This is a genomic window from Urinicoccus massiliensis, assembly GCF_900120405.1.
Taxonomy (GTDB): domain Bacteria; phylum Bacillota; class Clostridia; order Tissierellales; family Peptoniphilaceae; genus Urinicoccus; species Urinicoccus massiliensis.
This window is the reverse complement of the sequence record NZ_LT635492.1, coordinates 783230-801427: the sequence shown is the minus strand read 5'-3', so window position 1 is coordinate 801427 and position 18198 is coordinate 783230. Positions and strand designations below refer to the sequence as shown.

Here is an 18198-nt window from a genome sequence, read left to right as displayed (position 1 = left end):
AAAATGGACTTGTGATAGATTCTATCAAAAAAGTGTTTTAAGCCTCCGGATTGGGGTAAATAAAAAAAGATTCTTTTGAATCGAAAATACTTTTGAAAGAGGTAGAAATCGTGTCTAAACCAGATATTAAACTCGATAAAGAATATAAACTCTTCATTGGAGGAGAATTTGTTGAAGCGGAAAATGGCGAAACCCTAGCCAGCTACTGCCCGGCAGATGGGGAACTTCTAGCCCACATTGCCCAAGCCAGTCAAAAAGATGTAGACAAGGCCGTAGAAGCAGCCTGGGAGGGTTTTAGAGAATATAAAAAAACCAGCCGCTATGAACGGGCCGCCATCCTGAATAAAATTGCCGATGTCATTGACGAAAACCGTGACCACCTGGCCATGGTGGAAAGCCTGGACAACGGCAAGCCCATTCGGGAAACCAGGGCTGTGGACATTCCCTTGGCATCGGAACACTTCCGTTATTTCGCCGGAGCCATCCTGGCCGAAGAAGGGTCCGCCAATGCCATTGACGAAAACACCCTGTCCATTGTCTTGAGAGAACCCCTGGGAGTTGTGGGACAAATCATCCCCTGGAACTTCCCCTTCCTCATGGCCGCCTGGAAACTTTCACCGGCCCTGGCTGCCGGAGATGCCGTGGTGATGAAACCATCCTCCACCACCTCCCTGTCCCTTTTGGAATTGATGAAACTCATTAAAGACATTGTCCCCAAGGGCGTCATCAACATCGTCACCGGGTCCGGATCCAAGTCGGGCCAATATCTCTTGGACCACAAAAACCTGTCCAAGTTGGCCTTTACCGGGTCCACAGAAGTGGGCTATAAGATTGCCGATGCAGCAGCCAAAAACCTAATTCCCGCAACCTTGGAATTGGGAGGAAAGTCCGCCAATATCTTCTTTGACGATTGCGACCTGGACCTGGCCATAGACGGCCTGGCTATGGGAATCCTATTTAACCAAGGACAAGTTTGCTGTGCAGGGTCCAGGGTCTTTGTCCAAGAAGGCATCTACGATGAATTCGTTAAAAGAGCCGTTGAAAAATTCAGCCAAATCAAGGTGGGCCTCCCCTGGGAAGAAGACACCCAAATCGGAGCCCAAGTCAACCGGTCCCAAACAGAAAAAGTCTTGGGCTATATTGACCTGGCCAAGAAAGAAGGAGCCCAAATTGCCATAGGAGGCGAAAAAGCCTGTGGAAACGGGACAGAAAAAGGCTACTTCACCATGCCCACCCTCATTACCCAGGTGAAAAACGACATGACCGTGGCCCGGGAAGAAATTTTCGGACCAGTGGCCGTTGTCATTCCCTTTAAAGAGGAAGCAGACGTTGTGGCTATGGCCAACGATTCAGAATATGGTCTGGGAGGGGCCGTCTGGACCCGGAATATTAACCGGGCCTTGCGAGTAGCCCGGGCCATTGAAACCGGAAGAATGTGGGTCAACACCTACAACCAACTCCCGGCAGGGGCCCCCTTTGGCGGCTACAAAAAATCTGGTATCGGTCGTGAAAACCACAAGATGATGCTGGATGCCTATTCACAAGTGAAAAACATCTTTATCAATACATCGGAAAAACCCTCCGGTCTCTATTAAGATGGAAGAGGAACAGTTTAAAACTGTTCCTTTTTTATTGGACCGGTAAAAGTGAGAATTTCTATTAAAAAATCTGTATTTTAAAGGCTCAAAAGCCCCAAGACTCATTTGACAAGATATGGTATAATAGATTCGAAAGTGTAGAAAAAATAGAAAGATGAACGGAGAGAGAAAATGAGCAAAAAGAAAGATTTAAGAAGACCCCTGGCCATGGCCATGGCGGCCTCCATGGTCTTGGGCTCTGCACCCTACCATGTCATGGCGGCGGCAACTCCCACCATGCGGGAGAAAATTGTTGCTGAAAAGGTGAGCCAGGCAAGATCCCTAGGCCTATACAGGGCGGCAAGTCCAGATACCATATCAAGTGCCACCTACTACACCAAGCCCAACTGGGAAGCCAGAATTAAAGACAAGTCTCGTTGGAAGGTGGAAGATTCTCAAAACTTAGTTCGAGTGACCACATCCGACCCGATTCTAATGAACGACATCGACTACGATGGCATGTACATCAACGCCAACGGACGATACGTCATTCGACTCATTTACAAAGAAAGAGGCAAAGCCGCATCCGGAGTTTGGACTAGGGCCTTAGTTGACTTTGGCGACCTAGACCAATACATCGACTTCGGCAACTCCTATGTATTTGGAAGGGACGGCAAGACCAGATTTACCTTTGATCCGGTCACCGGCATTAAAGGTAGAGGCTTTGATGTAGCTACGGCAGTCGGCGACAGAACCAACAGCCGAAAAAACTTGCCCATTAACCTAGTATTAAAAGACGGCGTTACCCTGGAAAGCCTGCCTAAGAAAAACTACATTATTCAAATGCGGCTTACAAATAGTGATTATACGAGAGTTTATGCCTATGCACCCGGGAAGTCGTCTATGGACTATTCCAGTTATACCAAGACCACATCCGTCTCTCTGGAAGACAATCTAAATAATCTATTTATCAAGGGCGGTTTGCAAGCCGACGGCAACAATGCCACCAACCAAGAATTCTTTATGTCGGAATTTATCGCCAACCCCGACCAATACAAGGACGTTTCTAATTTAGGGATCATCCGGACCCAATACATGGGTCAAAGAGCGGGAAGTGCGGCCACGCCAACGGTGGGCGATCAACGTATTGCCTTTACCCAAGTTTTTGATGCCAACCTTCTCAACTATTTAAAAGAAGATGATGACGGCTATGTGGCCTATATCAATCTTCTCACGATCGGCAGGGAAGAATCCCCATATGCCCACAAGATAGGGATAAAGAAATCGGAAATAAATACAATAAAGGTTGAAGGGGACAAGGAACTTGCATATGTTGTCTTGGCACCGGCAGGCTTTACAAATAAAAACGATGTAAAAGTCGTGGGCATTCCTCAACACGACCAATACACCATGCTTTCGGGCGTTTACATTACAGCCATTGACTACCTTGTAGACAAGGGTCAATTTGAAAACACCTTCAGCAGCAACTATACGAGAAAGCTTGACTACTCCACCATGTCCGGTTGGACCAACCCCAACGACGACGGCTGGCTCGTCTATGAAAGACCCTTTGACAATGACTACGTCGTCCAAGAAGGGGACTCCTTTATGGTGGATGCCGGAGCAAATGCCAAGGGCAAGCAAATCATGATCCAAGTGGGGGGCGAGCAAGCTATCCTGCGGCGGCCCCAAGGCTACTACAACGGCTATATCTTTAGCAAGTCTGCTCTGGATAATTTTGAAGAAATTGCCGACGGCATTTTCCAATTTACCATTGGCGAAGGGACAACAGTAAAAAGCGGCAAGAAATTAAAGATTTACATGCCCTACACCTCTTCCTTCGAAGGCGATGAAAAAATCAACTTCCTTCAAATCCACAACGGAACCAAGATTAACGAAGGTGCAGCGACCCTGACCCTGCAAAAGGACAGAAACATCAATATGCACCTTTACAAGCAAGGGAAGAAGGGGCATTTTGTATTAAAATACACACTTAAAAATGGAACCAAGGGCGAATTAAAATTCGAGCCTAAACTTACCTGGTCTTACAAAGACAAAGACGGTGTATTGACCGGCGTCTCTAACGGGTCGACCTTAGCATCCGGTGGGAACTTCTATATCAATACCAAGGCATTAAAAGAAGGCGAAGACATTATCGTCGAATCCTACGATGCCGATGGAAATAAAATCGAATCCGAAACATCCAGGTTCAAATACCTTCCCTTGGAAAAATCCAAAGAAACAGTGAATTTGTTAACCTGGACAGACCATTCGGACAAGCGATCGGTTTTATCCATTAACAAATCCCTTTACACCCCTTACCAAGTCCTCTTTACCAACGACTATGCGGAAGGAACCGACGACTTCTACAAGAACCCCAGAGTGCTTCCTGCTGATAATGACAAGTTCAATACAGACACCACAAAGATCGTGGGTTACACCAAGTATGATGGCGGTAAGGTAAGAACCCTTTACGAAGGACCTCAAAAGCTCTTTGGCAAGGTTGAAGCTGCCGGCAATGAGTATGATGACAAGGGCGAATTAGTTGGCCCAGATGTAAGAAAAGAATTAACCATTGCTAAGAAAGACATCTTCGATGCGCAATTTGCAGAAGCTGAAAAGACCTACAAGGCCTATGAATATACCTTTGATCTGACCAAGATGCTTCCCTACCACTCTGATAATAAGACCGAAACACCTTTAACCTTATTAAAGGATATGAAGTTTGTTTCCACTGCATCGGACGGGTCCTCCCTGCCCTCCGACTTAATCGAAACAAGAGTCAGAGCCAGGGTATTGTTTGATGCAAACACCGGTAAATTAACAGAAGACGGCAAACAAGTTGATAAGGTCGTTAAGATCGCTCCCGATAACGTCAAGTTCTATGGTGAAGCAGGCTATACTGCCAACGGCTTTGAAGGGGCCAATGCCGATACTAACACAGGGGACAAATTCCCCGAAGCACCGAAGCTTCAAGGTAAAAACTTCCTTGGCTGGGTAACCAAAGAAGGTAAAAAAGCACTAGGCGACAAGGCAGTTGTTACTGCAGATAAATTCAATGCTCTTCAAAAAGAACAAATCTTCACCAACGAAACACCAGTAACAAAACACTTGGTTGTTTACGCCATCTACTCCGATGATACCGTCGTCACCTTTGATGCCAATGGCGGTAAGTTTAAAGACGGCAAGGACACGACCACGGCGAAAGCTGAAGGCAGTAAGGTAACAAAGCCGGCTGATCCCACAAAAGAAGGCTACACTTTTAAAGGCTGGGCAGATAAAAAAGATGCTACAGAAGCAAATGTCACCGATTTCGATAATGTCGCTGCTTCCAAAACCGTCTACGCTGTTTGGGCAAAAGATGCGGACAAAGAATTAAAATTAAAAGAGCCTGAAAATCCCGTTCCCGTTTCGGATAAGACCGACTTGACGACAAAGGAAAAAGATGCCGTTAAAGATGCCGTTATCGCAGCCAACCCAGATGCTGGCTTAACAAAAGACGACATCACCGTAGGTAGCGATGGGAAGGTTACGGTGACCAAGGACGGCAAGACCGGCGAAATTCCGGCAGAGAAAACCGTTAAGCAAAAAGAAGTCTTAAACAACATTAACCCACCGGAAAAACCCGTGGAGGTTAAAAATCCTGATGCCTTAAATGATGATGAAAAAGACAAAGTTAAAGATGCCATTATCGCAGCTAACCCGGACTTGAACTTAACGAAAGAGGACATTACCGTTGATGAAAAGGGCAATGTCAGCATCGACAAGGGCGGCAAGACAGGCAAAGTGCCCTCCGAAAAAACCGTCGTGAAAGAAGACAATGTCATTAAGCTGGAAAAACCGGAAAAAGTTGAAGTTAAAGACGTCAACAACTTGACCGGGCCTGAAAGAGATAAGGTTGCGGAAGCCGTTAAGGAAGCTAATAAAACCAATCTAAGCGAAAATGCAGTAGTAACGGTTGACGCTAACGGCAATGTCACCGTCACCGACGGCGACAAGTCTGGGAAACTGGCAGGCTCCGACACCGTGAAGCCTTTCGACAGAACGGGTAAAACATTAAATGAAAACATTAAGAAAACGGAAGTTTCCGATAAAGAACACCTGACGGAAGCGGAAAAGAATGCCGTTCGTGAAGCCGTGAAGGAAGCCAATCCCGACCTGGCTTTTACAAATGATGAAATCCAAGTGGATGACAATGGGAAAGTCACCGTTCCCATGGGCAATGAAACTAAAACGATTGACCCGTCAAAGACGGTTACAGAGGACGATACGACCAAAACTATCAGTCTGAAGGCACCGGAAAAGACCGTTGTTAAAGATCCGAAGTCTTTGACTACGGAAGAAAAAGAAGCGGTAAAACAAGCGGTAAAAGATGCTAATCAAGATTTGCCAAGTGATGCGACGATTACCGTGGCAAATGACGGTTCCGTATCCGTCACCTCCGCTGATGGTAAAAAGCACGGTTCACTTGACCCGGCCGATACCGTGGTCAAGAAGCTTGAAAATCCGAGGATGACTGCCATCGAAGATGGCCGCGTCTTTGCACGTCCCATTGACGACAGAACAAAAGAGCTTCAACTAGACTACACCGACGCCGAAGGAAATAAGGCTCAGATTATTGCCAAAAAAGAAGACGGCAAATGGAAACTGGATCCGGCAGTTGAAGGTGTAACCGTCAACGAAGATAACGGCCTCATTACCATTCCGGCAAACAAGATTCAAAATAACTCGGAAGTAAAAGCCGTAGCCAAAGACGGCGACAACACCTCCGATGAAATCACGGCGACCTCGAAAGACAACAAAGCGCCTGACGCACCGGATATAGCAAAAGACGAACAAGACAATGTGACCGTCACCTTGCCGAAAGATAAGGATGCTAAGACCGTAACCATTAAGTACACGGATAAAGATGGCAATCCTAAAGAAGTTGTAGCAAAGCGGGATAACGACGGAAACTGGACCGTACCCGCAGAAAGCGGCCTTCAGGTGGAAGATGGTAAAATCAATATCCCGGCTGACAAAATTAAGCCGGCATCCACAGTAAGTGCATCGGCGGAAGATGCCAGTGGCAATAAGTCTTCTGAAAGAAGCGTCACCACCACAACCCTGGCCGACAAGACCACGCCCAAGGTACCGGACAAGACGATTGTCGCCAAACCTGAAGCATTAACAGATGATGAAAAAGCTGCTGTTAAAGAGGCAATCGAAAATGCCAATAAAGAAGGTGGAAATAGTACCTTGCCGGAAGGAACAGAAATCACCATTGCAGACGACGGAGATGCCACCATTAAATATAGTGACGGATCCGAAGATAAAATCACGGGCGTTCTACTTGTAGAAAAAGACAAGGAAGCACCGGCAGCACCAAAAGTAGAAGCAAAAGACAATGGAGATGTAACAGTAACACCACCAACAGATGCCGATACAAAAGAAGTTGAAGTAACATATACACCAACAGGTAAGACAGAACCAGTAAAAGTTACAGCAACAAAAGATCCGCAAACCGGAAAATGGTCAGTACCAGAAGGATCAGACGTAACCGTCGATCCAGACACAGGCGTAATTACAGTACCAGCAGATAAGGTAGCAGACGGTACAGAAGTAAGTGCAGTAGCAAAAGATAAAGCAGGTAATGCATCAACACCAACAGACACATCAAAAGCTAATGCAAAAACACCAGGAGAAACTGATACAACAGCACCGGCAGCACCGAAAGTAGAAGCAAAAGACAATGGAGATGTAACAGTAACACCACCAACAGATGCAGATACAAAGACAGTTGAAGTAACATACAAAGACAACGACGGAAACGAAAAGAAAGTTACAGCAACAAAAGATCCAGAAACAGGAAAATGGACAGTACCAGCTGATAGCGGATTAAAAGTTGAAGATGGAAAAATTGTAATCCCTGCAGACAAAGTTAAAGATGGTACAGAAGTAAGTGCAGTAGCAAAAGATGAGACAGGAAATGCATCAAAACCAACTGAAACATCAAAAGCTACAGCAAAAACTCCAGGTGAAGATAAAATCAATGCTCCAGCAAAACCAGTTGAAGTAAAAGACCCATCTAACTTAACCGATGAAGAAAAAGGTAAAGTAGAAGAAGCAGTTAAGAAAGCAAATCCAGACCTACCAGCAGATGCGAAAGTAACAGTAGGCAATGACGGATCAGTAACTGTAACAGATAAAGATGGAAAAGAAATTGGTAAATTAAAACCAGAAGAAACCGTCAAAGGAAAGACACAAGGACCCGAAAGGCCGGAAGCCGGTAGGGGAAGCTGGTTCTTCTTTGGCAATGGAGGATTTGGCGGGGCTTCTCAAGGCCTGGTTCAAAAGGAAACCAAGCAGGTTACTGAACGGGGTCGTCACCAAGCCTATATGTATGGTTATACGGATGGAACCTTCCGGCCGGATGCCAACATTACCCGGTCTGAAGCGGCAGCCATGATTGCAAGGTTAAAGGGCTACGACCTATCTGACAAGACAGCTCCCAAGTTCTCTGACACCAAGGTGGGCTGGTTCAAGGCAGCCATCAATGCGGTCTTTAAAAATGGCCTCATGAAGGGCTACCAAGATGGAAGTTTCCGACCCAATGAAAAGATCACCCGGGCGGAATTTGCACAAATGATTAAAAATATTGACCAGGCAAATGGGGCTGTGGCTTCCTTTAAGGATGTCAAGGGCCATTGGGCAGAAGCGGCTATCAACCAAGCCTATGGCAACGGCCGAATCAAGGGTTACCCAGACGGGACCTTTAAACCCGATGCACCTATTACACGGGCAGAAGCAGTCACCATTGCCAACAGTCTTATGGGCCGGTCTGTGGATGAACGGGGCCTGAAGGAAAAACTGGAAAATCCCACTAGACTTTCTAAGTTCTCAGACCTGACCACCAGCCACTGGGCCTTCTATGAAATCATGGAAGCAACCAACAGCCACGACTTCGAAAGAAGGGACAAGGGCGGAAAAGTTGAAGACTGGTTGGAAATTAATAAAAAATAATTTTTTAAGGCTCTTTGTCAAATGTTGGGGTGAGATCTATTCTCGCCCCTTTCTTATGCTCGAAAGACCATTAAAATGCGACTCTTAAAGTTCTCAAAATTCCGATACCCATAGGAAACCCGTTTAATCACTTTGATTTTGTTGTTAAAGCCTTCTGTTTGTCCATTGGTGATGCCTGTGGAAAAGGCGTTTAGGATTTCTTCTTTCCAGTTTTCATAGGCCCGAATACTGGCTTTAAATTCCTTTAATCCACTTTCTTTAGCAACCCACAGCCACTTGTCTAAGGCCTGTCTTGCTTCTTCTTTGCTGGAGGCATCTAAGACGTCATAAAAGCGTTCTTTTAAGAGATAAGCTTCTTTGATTTCCTTGTCTTGCCAAAGCATTAGTTCCAGCTTTTCTTTTTCTTCGGGGCTTAGCCGACTGCCTTTTTTCCGTAGGATGGACTTGGACCGTTTAAAGTAGAGGCGATACTTTGCATCCCTTGTCTTTTGTCGTGTCTTGCGGACATTCTCTAAGGCCCAAAAGACTTGTCTGGCAAAATGAAACTTATCCGCAATGAAGGTTGCCTGAGGGAAGAATTCCTTTAAGACGGCGTAGAAAAGATGACTCATATCCATAACCACATACTTCACCCTTCTTCGTTCTTCCTTGGGAAAAGAAGAAAAGTAGTCCATTAAAGCCTTCTTTCGTCGAGAGGGTAAAATATCCAGTACCTGGTGATGGATTGGATCCACTAAAATACATTGGTATTTATCCCCACCAGCATTTCCCTTAAACTCATCCATACTTAAGACCCGAGGAAGATTTGGCCGCCTCCTTGGAGCCAACTTTAGATAGCTTGTGAGACAAGAGGAAGATAAACCCAAGTCCTTGGCAATAGAAGATAAAGACCGGACCTGTTTTAATTGGTCTTGGATAAAGAAGTGGAGATCCTTAGTCCGTCTAGAATAAGGAGCTAAGAAATCCAAAGACTCATAAAAGCGCTTCTGACAATGAGGACAAACAAAGCGTTTCTTCCGAAGAAAAAGAAAGACCTTCCGTAAGCCAATAGGCGTGTGTTGGATCCTTTGCAGACGATAATCATGGATGCGAGAGGTCTTATGACCACAAACAGGACAAAGTCCCTCCTTGTATAAAGAATGGAGTTTTACATCAATGTGGTCATCAAAAGAGACCACCTCGTCAATAGAGACACCTTTTAAATTCAATAGATTTGTGTTAGTATAGTTTTGCACTTATCTCACCCTTTCATTTTGTTGTGGTAACTTTATTGTAAAGGAAAAAAGAGATAAGTGCATTTTTTATGGCAAAAAATAAATGTTGGAGTCTAGGGGGACCCCAACATTTATTATAGAACCTTTTTTAAAGCATGGAGAAATCCATGCTTTTTTTTGCCCTAAAGAAGGCCAGGGAATTTTCTTTTTAAGGGGCCTTATCTTTGCCAGATTTTATGGCAAAATCCAAGTCAAGGCCCGGTGACTTATGGTATAATTAATAAGATATAGACAGGAGGAAGTATGGATACAATTCGCAGCCAAATGATCATTGGGAAAGGGGCTCAAGAGGCCCTAAAAGACAAAAAAGTTTTAATTTTTGGTCTCGGGGGAGTGGGGGGAGCCTGCCTGGAAGCCCTGGCCCGGTTAAATGTGGGCCACTTTACCCTGGTGGATGGGGATGTCTTTGATTCCAGCAACCTCAACCGGCAACTTTTGGCTACGGAAAAGACTCTGGGTCGGCCCAAGGTCCAGGTGGCCAAGGAAAGGGTCCTGGATATTAACCCCCAGGCCCAGGTCCAAGTCCATGAGATCATGGTAAAGGAGGATTTTTCTCTTTTTACAGACTCCTATGATGGGGTGGTGGATTGTATTGACGATGTTGGGGCCAAGCTTTCCCTCTATGGTTTTGCCCAGGAAAGGGGATTTTTTCTCCTGTCCTCTATGGGGATGGGGAACAAGTGCCATCCTGAAAAGATTGAGATTGGAAGTCTCTATAAGACCCAGGTAGACCCCCTGGCCCGGGTCCTGCGCCGCAAGTGTAAGGAGGCGGGGATAAAAGATTTTCCTGTGGTTTTCTCCCAGGAAAGTCCCCAGAGGTCGGAGGATTTTCCCAAGACGTCCAAGCCGGGGAGCCTGTCTTTTGTGCCGCCGGTGGCTGGGTATTTTTTAGCCAGCATCCTCTTGAACCATTGGGTGGAAGAATTGAAGCAAACAGATGAAAGTGAAGGATAAGATGAGCCAAATTGATTCATTAAATAAAGAGCAAAAAGAAGCTGTTTTACAAACCCAGGGTCCTCTTTTGATCCTGGCGGGAGCTGGGTCTGGCAAGACCAAGACCGTAACCCAAAAAATCGCCTATTTAATCCAAGAAAAGGGGGTTAGCCCCTATGAAATTTTGGCCTTTACCTTTACCAACAAGGCAGCCAAGGAGATGAAGGACCGGGTGGAGGCCCTTTTGGATGCCTCTGTTCAAGGACTTTGGATTGGGACCTTCCACGCCATTTGTGTTCGAATCTTAAGACGCTACCACGACCGGCTGGGTTTTGACAGCCAGTTTTCCATCTATGACCGGTCGGACCAATTAAGGGCTGTTAAGGAAACGGTCAAGGAGATGAACCTGGCCAAGGACATGTTTAAGGAAAAGTCCATCCTGGCAGCTATTAACAACTACAAGAACCAAGGCATCATGGCCCGGGACCTGGACCCCCAGGCCAGTGGCAACTTTTACGAGGAAAAGGTCATTGAAATCTACCGGGCCTACCAAAAGAAGTTAAGAGAGAATAATGCCATGGACTTTGACGACATCCTCCTCTATACGGTCCAACTCTTAAAAGAGGACCAGGAGGTCCGGACCTACTACCAATTCCACTTTAACTATATTTTTGTAGACGAGTACCAGGACACCAACGCCACCCAATACCAATTGATCCAGCTGCTTTGCCAGCCGGACCCCAACCTGACGGTGGTGGGGGACAATGACCAGTCCATTTACGCCTGGCGGGGGGCGGATATTTCCAATATTTTAAATTTTGAAAAGGACTTTCCCCAGGCCAAGGTCATCCTCTTGGAACAAAACTACCGGTCCACGAAAAATATCCTGTCCATAGCCAACAAGGTGATTTCCAACAATCCCAAGCGGCGGGACAAGAAGCTTTGGACGGACCTGGAAGAGGGCCACTTGGTGGAATACAGGGAATACAGCCACTCCCAAGAAGAAAACAAGGACGTGGTCAACCAAATCATCCAAAGGCACAACAAGGGCCATTCTTTTTCAGACATGGCCATCCTCTACCGGACCAATGCCCAATCCCGGGGCTTTGAAGAATACTTAATCCAGGAGGGAATTCCCTACAAGGTAGTAGGGGGCCTAAAGTTCTATGACCGCAAGGAAGTCAAGGATGTTTTGGCCTACATGACCCTCTTGGCCAACCCCCAAGACGACCTGTCCCTGGCCCGGGTGGTGAATGTTCCCAAGCGGGGAATTGGCGAATCCACCCTGGACCAATTAAGGGTCCTGGCAGGGCAAGAAAACAAGTCCATCTTCCAGGTGATGGAAGACCTGGTTGAGGACGGCCAGACCAAGATCCGGGCCAAGAAAAATATTGAAAAATTTGTCCAGCTGGTCCACCTCCTCCAAGAAAAGGCCAAGGACTTGACCATTTCTGAAATCATGGAGGCAGTGATTTACGAAAGCCAGTACCTGGACAGTCTCAAGGAAGAAAATACCCTGGAGGCCAGAAACCGGATGGACAACATCCAGGAATTAGTTACAGCAGGGCAAAATTATGAAAAGGAAAATCCGGAAGATGGCCTGGAGGCATTTTTAACCTCCCTGTCCCTCTTGTCCGACGTGGACAAGACGGACGAATCCCAGGGCAGTGTTCAATTAATGACGGTCCATGCAGCCAAGGGTCTGGAATTTCCCCTGGTCTTTTTGGTGGGAATGGAAGAGCGGGTCTTCCCTTCGGCCATGAGCCTGGAAGAAGACGAGGCCAATGTGGAAGAAGAAAGACGACTTTGCTATGTGGCCATTACCCGGGCCAAGAAGGAACTCTACATTTCTTCAGCTAGGAACCGGACCATGTATGGGAAAACCGTTATGAATATGCCCAGCCGTTTTATTGATGAAATGGGCCAAGACCTCCACCGGGTCCAAGCCTATAATAGTTATGGTGCAAGTCAAGAAGTATCCACCGGCCGGTCTGACTACCTCCAAGTGTCTAAGTACAAGGGAGAGGGAGCTAGTTACCAAAAGGGGCCCAAGCAGGACCCAGCCTACCAATCCAAGACCAAGGAAGACATCCGGATTGGGTCCAAGGTCCGCCACAAGAAGTTTGGCCAGGGCATGGTGGTTTCCCTCCAAGCCAAGGGCCAGGATACGGAAGTTGTTATTTCTTTTGAAGGCAAGGGCCTGAAAAAGCTCCTGCTTTCCTTTGCCCCTATAGAGGTGGTGAAATCATGACCATGGAAGAAATGGTGGCGACCCTGAACAAGTGGTCCCACGCCTACTACACCCTGGACCAACCCCTGGTGAGCGATGGGGAATACGACCGTCTTTACGACCGCTTGGTCCAAGAGGAAAAAGAAACAGGAAGGGTCCTGGCAGACAGTCCCAGCCTCCGGGTAGGGGACAAAATCCTGGAGGACTTTCAAAAATACACCCACCGGGGTCAACTCTATTCCTTGGACAAGGCCCAGACTTTTGAGGCCCTGGAGGCCTGGGAGAGCCGAAACCGAAAATTATTAGAAGAAGCTGGCTACCAAAAAGACCCAGGCTATGTGGTGGAGTTAAAATTTGACGGTCTGACGATCAACGTCACCTACGAAGATGGAATTTTAACCCATGCTGCCACCCGGGGAGATGGCCAAGTAGGGGAAGAAATTTTAGAGCAAATCCGTCGGATTCCCTCCATCCCCCTGTCCATTGCGGACAAGGAGACCATGGAGATCCAAGGGGAGGGTTTGATGCCCCTAAAGGCCTTGGAAGACTACAACAAGACGGCCCAAGAGCCCTTGAAAAATGCAAGGAATGCCGCTGCCGGTGCCCTGAGAAACCTGGACCCCAATGTGGTGAAGGAAAGAAGCCTTACGGCCTATTTTTACAATATCGGCTACAAGACTGGGCCGGGATTTGCCACAGACCTGGAGATGAAGGAAAAAATTCGCAGCCTGGGTCTGAGGGTCCACCCCTTTATCCATTTGGAAAAATCCCTGGAGGGAGTTTTTAAACGAATTCGTCAAGTCGAGGGTTTTCGGAAGGACCTGGACGTGCTCATTGACGGAGTGGTGGTTAAGATCAACGACATGGGAGCCCGGGAGCTTTTAGGGTTTACCAACAAGTTTCCCCGCTGGGCCATTGCCTATAAATTTGCCGCCAAGGAGGCTACCAGCATCTTGCGGGAGGTCCATTGGAATGTGGGCCGGACGGGCAAGGTCACTCCCACGGCGGAATTCGACCCAGTGGACATTGAGGGAGTCACCATCCGCCGGGCCACCTTGAACAACTATGACGATATTTTAAGAAAAAAAGTGGAAATTGGAGCCCGGATTCTTTTGCGGCGGAGCAATGACGTGATTCCAGAAATCATGGGAGTCCTACCTTCAGATGGACCCAAGGAGAAAATTCAAAAACCGGACCACTGCCCCTACTGCCATGCAGAAATTGTCCAAGAGGGGGTCCACATCTTCTGTCCCAACTCCCTGTCCTGCCAGCCCCAACTCCTGGCCAAGATGAAGCACTTTTGCTCACGGGGAGCCATGAATATCGAAGGCCTGTCGGAAAAGACCCTGGCCAAGCTTATGACAGAAAAAAATATCCGGTCCATTGGGGACCTTTACGATTTAAACTTTCAAGACTTCCGGTCCATGGAGGGCTTTGGCGACAAGAGGTCCCAGCAATTGATTGAGGCCATTGAAGCCAGCAAGACCCCCGACCTGGCCAACTTTATCTTTGCCCTGGGCATTGGTCAAGTAGGAGCCAAGGGGGCCCAAGACCTGGCCCGGGCCTTTGGATCTTTTGAAGCCTTAAGAAGGGCCAGCCAGGAAGAAATTTTAGCTGTGCCTGACATGGGACCTGTAACAGCCCGAGAACTAGTGACCTTTTTCCATGACCCGGAAATCATCAAGGAGCTTGACCACCTCAAGGCGTCTGGCATCCAAGTCCAAGACTTTAAGGCCAGCGAAAAAGACCAGATTTTTGCCGGCAAGACCTTTGTCTTAACGGGGTCCTTGTCTAGAAAAAGAAGCCAGGTGGAAGAAGAAATTCAAAGCCTGGGGGGTAAGACCAGCTCATCGGTTAGCAAGAATACCGACTATGTCTTGGCTGGAGAAAAGGCCGGGTCTAAGGCCAAAGAGGCCCAAAAATTGGGCGTGGCCATTATCAGTGAAGAGGACTATAAAGAAATGCTCAATAAAGGAGTGGGAAAATGAAAAGAGAAGAAATAAAACACATTGCCAACATTGCCAAGTTGGACTTTAGCGAGGAAGAGCTGGCAAAATTTGCCGATTCTTTTTCCGAAACCATGGACTTTGTGGACCAAATTCGCCAAGTGGCCACGGAAGACACAAAAACCTTCCAAGTTAATGAAATGGGGTCCCACCTTAGGGAAGACCAGGTCAAGGAAAGTTTCAGTCAAGACCAGGCAATTCGGAATACTGAGTCTGAAAAATACGGATACTTTGACATTATCCGCTATGTAGACTAGGAGGACCTATGGAAAAGATCACATCTGTAAACCAACTTATTGAAAAATATAAAAGTGGCCAATTGACAGTAACCGACTATATTGGCCAACTCTTAAAAGAGGTCAAGGAAAAAGACAAGGACACCAATGCCTACATCACCATTACAGAAGACCTGGCCATGGAAACGGCCAAGCGCCTGGACCAAAAGTTGAAAAACAAGGAAGGCCTGGGGGCTCTTTTTGGGGTGCCGGTGTCCATCAAGGACAATATTGCTGTGAAAGACATCAAGATGACCTGCGCCTCCCGAATGTTGGAAGACTTTGTTCCCCCCTACCAAGCCAGTCTTGTGGACAAGATTTTGGCCCAAGACGCCGTCATTATTGGCAAGACCAACCTGGACGAATTTGCCATGGGGTCCTCTACGAAAAATTCTTATTTCGGCGTAACCAAAAACCCCTTGGACCCCACCAGGGTAGCTGGAGGGTCTAGTGGTGGAGCCGGGGCTTCTGTAGCCATGGACTCCTGCCTTTTGGCTGTGGGTACCGACACTGGAGGAAGTGTCCGGCAACCAGCAACTTTTTGTGGCCTGCCTGGTATGAAACCCTCCTACGGGTCCATCTCCCGGTCAGGAGTTGCCTCCATGGCCAACACCTTTGACCAACCTGGAGTCATTGGAAAAAATATAGATGACGTGGCCCTTTTATTGGACATCATGCAAGGGGCCGACGAAAAAGATGCAACAGCCTTGGGCAATGACGTCTTTAAAAAGTTGGAGGACATTGACCTGTCCAAGATGAAGATTGCTGTGGCTGATTGTCATATGGATATGGAAATGGATCCGGACATCAAAAAGGCCTTTGAAGAGGTCCTGGCCAAGCTCAAAGACAGAGGCGCCCAAGTGGACCGGGTGGAAACCAAGAACCTTCAATACGCCATTATCGTCTACCATATCCTGGTGAACGGGGAAATTGCTCCCAACATGAGTCGCTATGACGGCCTGCGTTTTGGCCACCGGGCCAAGGACTATTCCGACATCAACGAGCTCTTTACCAAGTCCAGAAGCGAGGGCTTTGGAGATGAAGTCAAGCGGCGGATTATGATTGGAACCCATATCCTGTCCTTGGACCTGGCCAAGGAATACTATGACAAGGCCCTGCAAGTCCGCCATGGAATTATGGACGACTACAAAAAGATTTTCGAAGATTATGATGTGGTCTTGTCGCCAACCTACCCAGTCAAGCCCTATCTCATTGACCAAGAAATGACCCCGGTGGAAATCTACAGTGCAGACCTGTGTACGGTTCCGGTAAATATTGCCGGTCTACCGGCTGTGTCTGTGCCCTATCCTCTGGGAGATGGACTCTATATGGGTCTACAATTGACAAGTGACCACTTTAAGGATAATGTATGTCTTTCCTACGGAAAGGCCTTGGAAGGGATGATAAAAAATGACCTATAGAACCATTGTCGGCCTGGAAATTCACGTGGAATTGTCCACCAAGACCAAGGCTTTTTGCGGATGTGAAAACAAGTACGGGGGAGAACCCAACACCCGGGTTTGTCCAGTTTGCCTGGGGATGCCAGGGGCCCTGCCGGTTTTAAACAAGGAAGTGGTGGAATATGCAGCCATGGCTGGCAAGGCCTTTAACTGCACCATCCATGGGAAAAGTATCTTTGAACGGAAGAACTACTTTTACCCCGACCTGGTTAAGGGCTACCAATTGACCCAAAACCAACACGCCCTTTGCAACGACGGCTATGTGGAAATTGACACAGAAGGGGGCAAGAAAAAAATCGGCATCCACCAAATCCAAATTGAAGAAGATACAGGTAAGGCCCTCCACTCAGACGACCGGGACAGTCTTATGGACTACAACCGCTGTGGGGTACCCTTAATTGAAATTGTTACAGAGCCAGACATGGCCTCCAGCGATGAAGCCAAGGCCTTCTTGGAAGCGGTCCGGTCCAGCCTCCGCTACCTGGAGATTTCGGACTGTAAGATGGAAGAAGGGTCCATGCGGTGTGATGTCAACATCAATGTGGAAAATTTAGAAACTGGCCAACGGTCAGCCATTGCGGAAATTAAAAACCTCAACTCCTTCCGGGCCGTCGGTCGGGCCATTGACTTTGAAACCAAAAGACAAATCGACCTGATGGAAGCTGGAGGAGAGGAAAAGAAAACCACCCGTCGTTGGGATGACGTCAAGACAGAAACTGTCATCATGCGGGTGAAGTACACAGAAAACGACTACCGTTTTGTTCCGGAAGGGGACCTGCCTCCCCTCTATGTGGGCCAGGACTGGTTGGACAAGATTATTGACCGGATGCCGGAGCTGCCCAAGGCAAAGATGGACCGCTTTATCCAAGACTACAAGTTGCCAGACTACGATGCCCAAGTCCTGACTTCTTCCAAGGAATTGGCCCAATACTATGAAGACCTGGCCAAGGACTTTGACGACTACAACATGTTGTCCAATTGGATCATGGGAGAAGTTTTGCGACGGGTGGACCTGGAAGAAGGCTTTGACCTACCCTTCCCAGGCCAAGACCTTCTGGACCTTTTAAGGATGGTCAAGGAAGGCAAGATCAACAACAATGCCGGGAAAAAGGTCCTAAGGGCCATGTTTGAAGAAGGGGGCAAGCCCCAAGACCTGGTGGAAAAAATGGGTCTTTTACAAATGCAAGACAGTTCTGCCATGGAATCCTTTGTGGATCAAGTCTTGGCTGAAAATCCAGAAAGTGTGGACCAAATCAAGGCCGGAAAGGACCGGGTCCTGGGATTTTTAGTGGGACAAGTCATGAAAAAATCCAAGGGCAAGGCCAACCCCCAAGTAGTCAACCAACTCTTGGCAGAAAAGATTAAGGCCCTTTAAAAATCCAAGCCGACTCGGGCAAGACCTGGGTCCGGCCGGGGACTTATGCTATAATAAAGACAGCGG

10 protein-coding genes are annotated in these 18198 nt (G+C 47.4%); 9 read left to right on the top strand and 1 reads right to left on the bottom strand.

All coding sequences use genetic code 11. The features are described 5' to 3' along the window. Positions 1-110 precede the first annotated feature (110 nt). Entirely contained in the window at positions 111-1595 is a 1485-nt protein-coding gene (locus BQ7400_RS04255; RefSeq protein WP_034438910.1) for an aldehyde dehydrogenase family protein, read from the top strand. 174 nt (positions 1596-1769) lie between these two features. Beyond that, on the top strand, positions 1770-8579 hold the full coding sequence (locus BQ7400_RS10320; protein ID WP_083553268.1) for an S-layer homology domain-containing protein: 6810 nt from the start codon (positions 1770-1772) through the stop codon (positions 8577-8579). Positions 8580-8632: 53 nt separating this feature from the next. Here the strand turns inward: BQ7400_RS10320 and BQ7400_RS04240 are convergent, their stop codons facing one another. Then, a complete protein-coding gene (locus tag BQ7400_RS04240; RefSeq protein ID WP_165478613.1) occupies positions 8633-9787 on the bottom strand; it encodes an ISL3 family transposase in 1155 nt (384 codons plus the stop codon). Positions 9788-9896: 109 nt separating this feature from the next. On the opposite strand from BQ7400_RS04240, the gene BQ7400_RS10590 reads away from it, so the two are divergent. The 7 genes from BQ7400_RS10590 to gatB are packed head-to-tail and all read left to right on the top strand — an operon-like array spanning position 9897 to position 18132. After that, positions 9897-10058, top strand: a complete 162-nt coding sequence (locus BQ7400_RS10590; RefSeq protein ID WP_180371951.1) for a hypothetical protein — start codon at positions 9897-9899, stop codon at positions 10056-10058. A gap of 38 nt (positions 10059-10096) precedes the next feature. Then, on the top strand, positions 10097-10807 hold the full coding sequence (locus tag BQ7400_RS04235) for a tRNA threonylcarbamoyladenosine dehydratase (protein WP_072469593.1): 711 nt from the start codon (positions 10097-10099) through the stop codon (positions 10805-10807). A 1-nt stretch (position 10808) separates the two neighbouring features. Then, positions 10809-13037: an ATP-dependent helicase gene (locus BQ7400_RS04230; RefSeq protein ID WP_072469592.1), complete on the top strand. Its 2229-nt coding sequence runs from the start codon at positions 10809-10811 to the stop codon at positions 13035-13037. After that, the gene (gene ligA, locus BQ7400_RS04225) at positions 13034-15004 is read left to right on the top strand and encodes an NAD-dependent DNA ligase LigA (protein WP_072469591.1); all 1971 of its coding nucleotides are present in this window, start codon (positions 13034-13036) and stop codon (positions 15002-15004) included. Before BQ7400_RS04230 ends, ligA begins: the two co-directional genes overlap by 4 nt. Then, entirely contained in the window at positions 15001-15279 is a 279-nt protein-coding gene (gene gatC / locus BQ7400_RS04220) for an Asp-tRNA(Asn)/Glu-tRNA(Gln) amidotransferase subunit GatC (protein ID WP_072469590.1), read from the top strand. Before ligA ends, gatC begins: the two co-directional genes overlap by 4 nt. An 8-nt stretch (positions 15280-15287) precedes the next feature. Continuing rightward, positions 15288-16718, top strand: coding sequence for an Asp-tRNA(Asn)/Glu-tRNA(Gln) amidotransferase subunit GatA (gene gatA / locus BQ7400_RS04215; protein WP_072469589.1), 1431 nt, complete (start codon positions 15288-15290; stop codon positions 16716-16718). Next, positions 16708-18132 (top strand): Asp-tRNA(Asn)/Glu-tRNA(Gln) amidotransferase subunit GatB, encoded by a 1425-nt coding sequence (gene gatB / locus BQ7400_RS04210; RefSeq protein WP_072469588.1) that lies wholly within the window; start codon positions 16708-16710, stop codon positions 18130-18132. The genes gatA and gatB overlap by 11 nt, the downstream gene beginning before the upstream one ends. Positions 18133-18198 lie beyond the last annotated feature (66 nt).

Bases quoted from the DNA above. Each gene is read 5' to 3' on its own strand.
- gatA (WP_072469589.1), top strand. From the start codon at position 15,288: ATGGAAAAGATCACATCTGTAAACCAACTTATTGAAAAATATAAAAGT.
- BQ7400_RS10320 (WP_083553268.1), top strand. From the start codon at position 1,770: ATGAGCAAAAAGAAAGATTTAAGAAGACCCCTGGCCATGGCCATGGCG.
- ligA (WP_072469591.1), top strand. From the start codon at position 13,034: ATGACCATGGAAGAAATGGTGGCGACCCTGAACAAGTGGTCCCACGCC.
- BQ7400_RS04235 (WP_072469593.1), top strand. From the start codon at position 10,097: ATGGATACAATTCGCAGCCAAATGATCATTGGGAAAGGGGCTCAAGAG.
- BQ7400_RS10590 (WP_180371951.1), top strand. From the start codon at position 9,897: ATGTTGGAGTCTAGGGGGACCCCAACATTTATTATAGAACCTTTTTTA.
- gatC (WP_072469590.1), top strand. From the start codon at position 15,001: ATGAAAAGAGAAGAAATAAAACACATTGCCAACATTGCCAAGTTGGAC.
- BQ7400_RS04230 (WP_072469592.1), top strand. From the start codon at position 10,809: ATGAGCCAAATTGATTCATTAAATAAAGAGCAAAAAGAAGCTGTTTTA.
- gatB (WP_072469588.1), top strand. From the start codon at position 16,708: ATGACCTATAGAACCATTGTCGGCCTGGAAATTCACGTGGAATTGTCC.